The 2,309-nt window shown below is 28.2% G+C and carries 1 protein-coding gene; it reads right to left on the bottom strand.

Translation table 4 applies throughout. The features are described from left to right. The coding region (locus tag C4B24_RS04580; RefSeq protein ID WP_131599598.1) for an AAA domain-containing protein at positions 1-2,309 on the bottom strand (2,309 nt) is incomplete at both ends.

Raw genomic sequence — 2,309 nt, 5'->3', positions numbered from 1 at the left:
ATCAATAAAAGAATAGACATGTTCTCCTGTTGAAATATTAACTTTTTCCTCAATTGCAGTCTCTATTTTATTCATCATTGAATTCGGGTTGTTAATCTTATTAATGTATTTAATAAGTTTTACTAATTCATGTTGATTTTTATTTGGTCTTTTTTGTATATCTTCTCAAACTTTATCTCCAATATATAAATAAAATTGTTTCTTAGCTCTTGAGAGTGCAACGTTCATTAATCTTCTGTCATTTATGAAGAAATCTATATCACCATTTTTCAAGTGTTTATTTTTAATGTAAAAAATAATAACTTCATTTTCATAACCTTGGAACTTATGAATTGTTCCTTTTTTAATTATATTGGTTTTTATATTATCGATATCTTTATGAGGACTTATTAAAGCAACCTTGTCTAGATTAACGCCTTCATCTAATAATTTTTGTTCAATTCTAGGGATTATCTCCTGAAATGTATTTTCTTTGTATAATTCAACTTCTAGTTTCCCGGGGAATTTATCTTTTAGCATGATGTTTAATTTATTATTGTAGTATGATTCATTGAAAAAGTTAGCAATTTTAGGAGCGCATCTCCAATGGTCTTTCAACATTATTGAATGGTCGGGAGAAAGTGTATTTTCAATAATTAAAGGAAGAGAGTTGTTCTTATTTCTATATACGGATGGTAAATTTGTATTTTTAAAAACTTCAGCTTCTTTGTATTTATCTAGATTAACTACAGCACTTAATTGTGCGGTGTCGCCTAAGAATATTATGTTTTTGAAGTATTTCATCAATCCTAATACTGAATGGATAGTTGTTTGGGCTGCCTCGTCAATAATAAGGTAGTCCATTTTATTTTTTTCGACAAAACTAGGTAAAGACAAGGTTGTTGAAAAAACGATTGGGAAATAGGTACTTATGCCCCTTCCATTTCAAAGAGAACCATCCTTTATATTTTTGGAAAACAATTCTGAATAACTTCCTCTACGCTTATCCTTACTTATTGTTGCTTTCATGTTTGGTATGAAGATTTTCTCTATATCATCTCAAGCTTTTATATTTTTATTTGAAAGAGTGGCTTGGGTATCATTTGTAGTCTCTAGGATTAATGATTTAACTTCATCAATTTCTCTTTTGATATCTTCTAATGTTTTGTGATTTTTTAAAACATTGAAGGATGAGAATATTGTAATGATTTGTTCAAAGAATCCTTCTATATCACCATTGTAAGTAATGGTTAATGGATTAATGTCTATTTCATTGCTTTTTAAGCGTTTATCAAGTTTCTTTTTTCAAAAATAGAAATATATTTTTTTGAATATGTTTTTTGTTTCTTTAAATTTGAAGAATGTATCGGATTTAACCAATCAGTTGTTTAATGTTGTTTCAATTTGTGTAATTAAGTCTTCTTTATCTGGACTTTCAACTAATTGCTTGAAATTACTATTAATAAATAGTTGATTGAAGAAATGTGCTTCTTTATCAATACAACTTTTTGTGTATATTAAATCATTTAACTTACTTAAAAGAGTTGAAATATCAACAGCTCCATTTGTGGGCAATTGTTCTATTTCTTTTGGAATATAATTTTCCATCAATTCTTTGTAAGTTCCTGCCATCTCTTTTTTATTGCCTAATCTTATTGAAGGCAATTTTTTCAGGATTTCATCTCCAGAAAACACCTTTCTAACATTATCAACAGCATCATTATTAGAACTTGCTATCACTACGGTTTTATTATTTAAATATAATGATGCAACAATATCTTTTAGTAATGTTGTTTTGCCGGTTCCTGGAGGGCCTTGTATATTTAGTAAGTTCTTTCTATGAGAAAGATAAAGAGTTAATAATTGTTCTTGGTTAAGTGGGTTACTTGATATCTCATTAGAGAAAGAGTAAATGGGTAAATTTCTTTCAACCTTGTCAAAAGGTCTAAGTATCGCATCTATCAAGGAATTTTGAGAGTAGGAATGAGCTACTTGTTTGTTGATGAAACTAATCATAAAATCATCGATTTTTTGTTTATCTGAATCATCATTTTTATCTTGTTCTCCTACGTTTATTGCGGTATTAACATTTAGGTAATATCTATAGAACCTTTGTTTAATATCATTGGAATTTTCACTATCCAACCGTATCTTGAAAGCATTCAGCCATGTGCTTTCTACTTTTTCTCAAAGGTTATCGGAATCTTCTAATTCACCATCATCAAAAGACTTGAAAGGAAGTCTTATGAAATTTCTCTTATAACTTAATGAATTAAAGACACCCTCTCTTGAAGATTTAATAACTCATTTTTCAAAAAAGAATATGAATA

The organism is Mycoplasma marinum (assembly GCF_004335975.1).
Taxonomy (GTDB): domain Bacteria; phylum Bacillota_I; class Bacilli_A; order Mycoplasmatales; family Metamycoplasmataceae; genus Mycoplasma_K; species Mycoplasma_K marinum.
The sequence above is the reverse complement of the archived record's forward strand: the minus strand, read 5'-3'. Positions and strand labels throughout refer to the sequence as shown.